Origin of the sequence: Breznakia sp. PF5-3, from assembly GCF_029504745.1 — a bacterium.
Taxonomy (GTDB): domain Bacteria; phylum Bacillota_I; class Bacilli_A; order Erysipelotrichales; family Erysipelotrichaceae; genus Breznakia.
In genome coordinates this window covers 21,281-27,280 of sequence record NZ_JAQFIQ010000031.1, presented here as the reverse complement: position 1 = coordinate 27,280, position 6,000 = coordinate 21,281, and the positions used below count along the sequence as shown (strand labels likewise).

Annotated in this window: 11 protein-coding genes; 10 read left to right on the top strand and 1 reads right to left on the bottom strand. The window is 30.4% G+C overall.

What is annotated here, in order from left to right:
- The first annotated feature begins 112 nt into the window (after positions 1 to 112).
- From M2475_RS08155 to M2475_RS08135, 5 genes are all read left to right on the top strand, one after another.
- Positions 113 to 457, top strand: a complete 345-nt coding sequence (locus M2475_RS08155) for a hypothetical protein (protein WP_277490751.1) — start codon at positions 113 to 115, stop codon at positions 455 to 457.
- The gene (locus M2475_RS08150) at positions 450 to 1,859 is read left to right on the top strand and encodes a helix-turn-helix domain-containing protein (protein WP_277490749.1); all 1,410 of its coding nucleotides are present in this window, start codon (positions 450 to 452) and stop codon (positions 1,857 to 1,859) included. Before M2475_RS08155 ends, M2475_RS08150 begins: the two co-directional genes overlap by 8 nt.
- A gap of 186 nt (positions 1,860 to 2,045) precedes the next feature.
- Positions 2,046 to 2,216, top strand: a complete 171-nt coding sequence (locus tag M2475_RS08145; RefSeq protein WP_277490746.1) for a hypothetical protein — start codon at positions 2,046 to 2,048, stop codon at positions 2,214 to 2,216.
- A gap of 101 nt (positions 2,217 to 2,317) precedes the next feature.
- Complete coding sequence (locus tag M2475_RS08140; RefSeq protein ID WP_277490744.1) at positions 2,318 to 2,476, top strand: hypothetical protein; 159 nt, start codon at positions 2,318 to 2,320, stop codon at positions 2,474 to 2,476.
- A 311-nt stretch (positions 2,477 to 2,787) separates the two neighbouring features.
- Positions 2,788 to 2,961 (top strand): hypothetical protein, encoded by a 174-nt coding sequence (locus tag M2475_RS08135; protein WP_277490743.1) that lies wholly within the window; start codon positions 2,788 to 2,790, stop codon positions 2,959 to 2,961.
- Between the two features lie 65 nt (positions 2,962 to 3,026).
- Here the strand turns inward: M2475_RS08135 and M2475_RS08130 are convergent, their stop codons facing one another.
- A complete protein-coding gene (locus tag M2475_RS08130; protein ID WP_277490741.1) occupies positions 3,027 to 3,251 on the bottom strand; it encodes a hypothetical protein in 225 nt (74 codons plus the stop codon).
- Between the two features lie 405 nt (positions 3,252 to 3,656).
- Here M2475_RS08130 and M2475_RS08125 point away from each other — a divergent pair, with 405 nt between their 5' ends.
- From M2475_RS08125 to M2475_RS08105, 5 genes are all read left to right on the top strand, one after another.
- Positions 3,657 to 4,193: a thermonuclease family protein gene (locus M2475_RS08125; RefSeq protein ID WP_277490739.1), complete on the top strand. Its 537-nt coding sequence runs from the start codon at positions 3,657 to 3,659 to the stop codon at positions 4,191 to 4,193.
- Entirely contained in the window at positions 4,190 to 4,537 is a 348-nt protein-coding gene (locus tag M2475_RS08120; RefSeq protein ID WP_277490737.1) for a hypothetical protein, read from the top strand. Before M2475_RS08125 ends, M2475_RS08120 begins: the two co-directional genes overlap by 4 nt.
- Positions 4,515 to 5,420, top strand: coding sequence for a site-specific DNA-methyltransferase (locus M2475_RS08115; RefSeq protein ID WP_277490735.1), 906 nt, complete (start codon positions 4,515 to 4,517; stop codon positions 5,418 to 5,420). Before M2475_RS08120 ends, M2475_RS08115 begins: the two co-directional genes overlap by 23 nt.
- Before the next feature lie 73 nt (positions 5,421 to 5,493).
- The gene (locus M2475_RS08110) at positions 5,494 to 5,739 is read left to right on the top strand and encodes a hypothetical protein (RefSeq protein ID WP_277490734.1); all 246 of its coding nucleotides are present in this window, start codon (positions 5,494 to 5,496) and stop codon (positions 5,737 to 5,739) included.
- A complete protein-coding gene (locus tag M2475_RS08105) occupies positions 5,736 to 5,954 on the top strand; it encodes a hypothetical protein (protein WP_277490732.1) in 219 nt (72 codons plus the stop codon). Before M2475_RS08110 ends, M2475_RS08105 begins: the two co-directional genes overlap by 4 nt.
- Positions 5,955 to 6,000: the final 46 nt, after the last annotated feature.

Genomic DNA, 6,000 nt, shown 5'->3' with positions numbered 1-6,000 from the left:
TCCGTTAAAATATACTGAACCGCCGTATACGGAACCGTACGTACGGTGGTGTGAGAGGTCGGTAACTGAATTAATCAGTTACCTCCTACTCGATTGCGAAAGGAGGCTAGTTATGAGCAGACATAAAGGTAAGAAGCAAAAAAGAATAGGGAAGAATGTATATTTCACAGCTGAAGAACTACAGCTAGTTAAAAAATTAGCGCAAAGAGTAAGTTTGACTAAAAAAGGTAAGCCAGTATCAGCAATCATAAGAGAGTGCGTATTGTCAGTAGCGCAAAATCCTGATTTAGATATGTTAATCTTTGCTCCGCAATCAGATAGTCAATTGAGTATAAGCGAAATATTGATCAGGCTCAAACTTATTGAAAATATTGAAGACATAATGAAACAACTTAAAGCTCATGGAGTGGATTTATCGGTTCTGGAGGATCAGGAAAACGAGGTAAAAGATGATTGAGTTAGATTTTCTGAGAAAAGTCCATGCAGGCATTGATGAAAAAGCTCATATTGCAATCACTAGGAATTGGAATCCTAGCAATGAGTTTGTAATATTTCCTGAGAAGAATTATTTTTATGATCGTTTATTTAAGGATGATGAGTTTTATGAGCAGATTAATCAAATCATAGGTGATGAGACGGAAGACTCATACTTCAGCATTAACTCATTCAGACACCGAAAAAAAGATTCAGATCATGTTTGGCATCTAAATGCTGTAGCTCTAGATTTTGATTTCTATAAAATGAAGGAATACGAAAACTATACTGCTGAAAAAATGTATGAGCATATAAAAGATAAACTTCCATTCAAGCCAACTGCAGTAATAGATTCAGGAAGAGGAATGTACATAATATATGCATTTAAGCACTGTTCAAAACATATGACTAACGTATATCAATCTATATATAAAACATTTTATAAGAAGTTTGAAAAATATGGTATGGATCCACGAGCAATGAATATAACACAAATAATACGTATTCCTGGATCCTTTAATAGTAATGCATTAGCTCCCGTTAGAGTTATTGAACTTAATGATACAGATTATACGATAAAAGATTTCTATTGTATATTTCCATATACACAAGAGGAAGTAAGCGAACATAAAAAATATAAGTACAAAAATGAAAAGAAGTTACAATCTAGTTTCTATGATGCTGATGAGGGTGTTAATGAAAGAAGGAAAGTTATAGCTTTAGAGTTATTTGATGATTTTAAGACACTGATAAAACTTAGAAATGAGAACGGGATAAAAGATGGATACAGAGAAACTCTAATTTACTTAGTAAGAAGACGTTGTCGTTGGTATGGAGCCTCAGTAGATGAAGAGCTAAAACATGCTGAGGAAATTAATCAACTGTTTTTGGAACCATTAGATCAGAAAGAATTATTGTTTACCTGCAAACCTGCAGGTAAAACAAAAGTACCAGGAATTAATTGGATGATACGCAATCTCGGTGAAAAAGGAATTCAATATAGTGAGCAGATATGTTTAAAGAGAATAAAATCAAAAAGTATAAAAGACGTCTTATACCAACGTAGAAAGAGGAAGAATAAACTACTTAACATTACTCCAACAGAAAGAAGAAAGTTAGAGCGTTGCACTCGAGTGGCTAAGCTGAAGAACCAGGGGCTTAAGAATAAACATATAGCTGACATACTTGGAGTAAATAAAAGTACCATTACTCGTGATCTAAAGTATATAAGAGACAATTCTTGGAGATTTAAGAAGAAATTGAAAGAAGCAATGAAGGAGTTTAAGGCTAATATAAACCAAGATATATTTATTCGGCATACGCGATATGACGATCAAAAAGTCTTGTTAGAATGGCTTGAATTAAGCGAGGAAATGCTAAACTAAAAATCAGCGCCTAAGGGCGTTGCAAAAAAACTAGAACTTTTTATGATATATGTCACGCGCGGAGCGCACAGAGTTGCAAATGTGATGGCAAAGAATTAATAAGCTGATTCTGTTTAAATACAAAGGTATGACAGAAAAGAAAATATTAGAATATGAAGCATTAATGAGAAAAGAGGAAGACTAGTAATGGAGTTAATTATAAAAATTTTCAGTGATACTTGGTTGCTTCTAATTGTTTTTTTAGGAGTTGCGTGGTGGCTGGATGAGTTCATAGAAAGAAAAAGAGTAAATAATATGATTGAAATAATAAAAAAAGTAGAAAAGGAAAAAAAGGACTTAAGGAATAAAAAGAAGTAAAAATTAAAATTTTGATCAATAATAGTCAATATTTTAAAGCAGAGAAAACAATAAAAAAAGAAACGAAAATCCGATTAACAGGACATGAAAGGAAATTAATAATGGAAAAAAATAATAAAAAAGAATCAGTTGAAAATATAATTGTTGTAGTAGGAAGTTTATTGGGTGTAGTTATTGTATTTATATTAATAGCATTTGTTTTAGCTTTAATTTTGAAGTTTATTGTATTGCCAATATTACCATGGATGGGCATAACATAACTTTATAAGCTATGTTTAATCTAAATACATAGCACTTCGCGTTATTTCATGATAATTAAAAATTTATGTTTGAAAAACTATGTGCTGCAGATTTGATCCTGAAAAGAATGCTGTCAAACAATGATAATTTATAAATAAAAAAAGTAAGGCAGTATTGGAGAAGCTACCTTACTTTAGATACTCTAATTCTTAGAATTTAAGAAAATAAGAGTACATTTATATTATAATCCAATTAAATGGAATAAACAATTTTACATAAAGAATAAACAAAACTTATAGTATTTTTACACACAGAAAGGATATAAATTAAAATGGAAAATAATAAATGGAAAACTATTGAAGATGATTTTAAAGACGATGAAGATGAAGGGTTTGGATGTTGTGAAAAGTGCGGTAAAGAATTAGAACAACTTCCTAATCAATACGGTTGCGGATATGTATGTGATGATTGTGCTTTTGAAATAATACATGGTATTGATTATTAATATAGAAACAGATGAATTTGTCAAAAAAGAACAAGATAATATGGTGAGAAAATAAAAACAGATGTTTAGTCATCTGCTTCTAATACAAATATTGGCTTTCCATCTTTATCTACATATGCGAGATTTGTATTTGTAAATTTAGCTATGTCAAATAGATCTTTTTTACTCCAGGAATTTTTTCTAGCTTTATTAGATACGTTCTGAAGAGTAACAGATTGGAATTTTGCTAAATCAGTATAAGTTTTTCCTTGCAAAGCCAGAAGAGCTTTAATTTGATTTGTGATTATCATATTGAACTCCTTTCAGATAATTAAAGTTTACACATATCAATTGCTTATGTCAATCTATAAGTTAAATTAATAAATCAACAAATTGATATAATAGTTGACAAAATAAACATATAGATTTATAATATAAACAATAAAATGATTTTATGAGAGGTTATTGCACAAATTGTAGGCACTTAGATAAAACTGAATGTCTATATGAAGGTCAGGAAGAAGACAGTTATAAATATGCTTGTAGAAAGAGAAAGTTTAATCCTGCATTTATCAAAAATGATAATGATCTTCAGTATTGTAGTTGAGTTTATTTTGATGATAAGAAAGAGGCACAACAATTACAAATATTTTAAATATAAGAAAGAAAAAGAAGTATAGAGAAAGTGATACAAAAGAGAATTATGGAGGTTCAATATGAGTAAAAGAAGAATGAACAAGATGTTAAAGAAGATTGGAAAGAAATCATATTTATTGGTTTTGATTGTTTTGGTAGGATATTATGCAAATGATTATTTCAATCAGCAAATGCAAACGACATCAAAACAAGAAGGAATAGAATTGGTAGATTGTGTAGATGGAGATACGGCAAATTTTATGATTGATGGTGAGGAACAAAAAGTACGTTTCTTAGCAATTGATACTCCTGAAACAAAACATCCACAAAAAGGTGCTGAACTCTATGGAAAAGAAGCGAGTGTGTACACATGCAATCAGCTAATGAATGCAAAGGAAATTGAATTAGAGTATGAAATAGAAAACAGGACAGATAAATATGGACGTGTGCTAGCTTGGATATGGGTTGATGGAATTTTATTGCAAAGAGAATTGATTTCGAAAGGATATGCAAAAGTCGAGTATATTTATGGAAATTATAAATACACAGATGAACTATATGGTTTAGAAAATCATGCAAAAGAACAAAAGTTAGGGATTTGGAGTGATGCAAAGTGATAAATGTAATATTAAAAGAGCTGAAAACAATTGAAGATTTCAAAGAAATAGAAAATCCAGTTAAAAGATCGAATTATTTACGTAATTATGTAAATGGAAAAGCAGTGAATGAATTTTGGACTATTGATAAGCCTTTGCTGCTTCATCATGAAATCAAAGGAACGATCATTGTTGAAGAGTGGTTTATTAACTCTAAAAATGAATTGATATATACAAGCGATAATCAATATTTCAAATTAGAAATGTATACAGGTAAACAAGATGTCGCTTCATATATCAAAACTGCTTATCTAATTGAAGAAATAGTAAAAGGTATTGATTATGCTAAAGATGAATCAAATTAATCAAGGAAGTGCATTTAGCTTAATTGATATGTTAGATGATAAAAGTATTCAGTTGATCATTACAAGCCCGCCATATTGGAAATTACGGGATTATGGACATGACGATCAGTTGGGTCAAGAAGAGAGTTTTCATGAGTATCTTGATAAACTATTAGGGTTATTTGAAAAATGTAAAAAAGTACTTAAAGATGATGGATTACTATTTGTGAATTTGGCAGATACGTATTACGGCTCTAATAATGGAAAATCTTATGTATCAAAAAAAGGAGAGAAACAGTTCTTAAATAAAGGATCTGGAAAGTGCTATCAGAGCATGCAGGACACTATTAAAAGTAAAAGTCTTGTAGGTATTCCACAAAGATTTATGATTGCTATGATTGATCGAGGATGGATTTGTCGAAATGAGATTATATGGAAAAAGAACAATGTAATGCCCGCATCAGTAAAAGATAGATTTACGATAGAACACGAATATGTATTTATGTTCTCTAAGGGCAAGAAGTATAAGTTTCATCAATTGAAAGAAAAAGCAAAAACAAAAGATAAGAGCAGTCCAAGAGGAAGTAAAGGATGTCAGTCATTACAGAGTGGAAATCGCTTATCAATGAGAACAAAAGGTAATGAATATACGAGGAATGTACGAACTGTATGGGAAATTAATCAACAGCCGTTGTCAATTGCGCACTATGCAACATTTCCAGAACAGTTGGCACAAAGGATGATTTTATGTGGCAGTGATGAAGAGGATATTGTTTTAGATCCATTTATAGGAAGTGGTACAGTTGCAAAAGCGGCAGTAAAGAACAATCGTAACTTTATTGGATTTGAGTTGGTAAAAAAAAATATAGAAATTGCCAAGCATAGAATAAGTGAAGAATTGTAAAGTAAATAATTCAAATAAAAAATGTGCCAGTCACTGACACACGGAAATAAAGAAAGAAAATGGAGGATATGATATGAAGTTACAGCCTTATGTATATCGAAATTTAAAACAGTTTGGAAATTGCGTGGTTGATTATAAAGTAGTTCATCAATATGGGAAGCAAAGAATTATTGATTATTTAGTGAAAGAAGGTTTTGAAGTAATTTTAATTACAAACTATGACGAATCCATTAAAAGTAGAAATGTGAAAAATGCAACATATATTTTAGAGTTAATAGGAACAACGAAAATTGACAATAGAAAAGGAGTTAAGAAATGATTCAAATTGAAGTGGATGAAAAAGAAATACTTGTGATGGCATATGCAATTGAACAGTATTGCAAGCAACTAGAAAAGAACAGATCAGAATATCAAAAAGTGAAAACTATAGAATCTGAAAATTTGAAAATAGTAAAGGGGGAAATGCTACAAAGAATTAACGAAGCAATAGATATATGTAATAAGATTACAAATGGCTTGAAAAAATGGAAGTAATGATAACTAGTATAACAAAATGAACAAATATAAATGTACCGCTTGC

What these genes read in the sequence shown, in the direction of transcription:
- M2475_RS08105 (WP_277490732.1), top strand. Translation starts at nt 5,736, where the DNA reads ATGATTCAAATTGAAGTGGATGAAAAAGAAATACTTGTGATGGCATAT.
- M2475_RS08130 (WP_277490741.1), bottom strand. Translation starts at nt 3,251, where the DNA reads ATGATAATCACAAATCAAATTAAAGCTCTTCTGGCTTTGCAAGGAAAA.
- M2475_RS08155 (WP_277490751.1), top strand. Translation starts at nt 113, where the DNA reads ATGAGCAGACATAAAGGTAAGAAGCAAAAAAGAATAGGGAAGAATGTA.
- M2475_RS08115 (WP_277490735.1), top strand. Translation starts at nt 4,515, where the DNA reads ATGCTAAAGATGAATCAAATTAATCAAGGAAGTGCATTTAGCTTAATT.
- M2475_RS08125 (WP_277490739.1), top strand. Translation starts at nt 3,657, where the DNA reads ATGAGTAAAAGAAGAATGAACAAGATGTTAAAGAAGATTGGAAAGAAA.
- M2475_RS08150 (WP_277490749.1), top strand. Translation starts at nt 450, where the DNA reads ATGATTGAGTTAGATTTTCTGAGAAAAGTCCATGCAGGCATTGATGAA.
- M2475_RS08145 (WP_277490746.1), top strand. Translation starts at nt 2,046, where the DNA reads ATGGAGTTAATTATAAAAATTTTCAGTGATACTTGGTTGCTTCTAATT.
- M2475_RS08140 (WP_277490744.1), top strand. Translation starts at nt 2,318, where the DNA reads ATGGAAAAAAATAATAAAAAAGAATCAGTTGAAAATATAATTGTTGTA.
- M2475_RS08110 (WP_277490734.1), top strand. Translation starts at nt 5,494, where the DNA reads ATGAAGTTACAGCCTTATGTATATCGAAATTTAAAACAGTTTGGAAAT.
- M2475_RS08135 (WP_277490743.1), top strand. Translation starts at nt 2,788, where the DNA reads ATGGAAAATAATAAATGGAAAACTATTGAAGATGATTTTAAAGACGAT.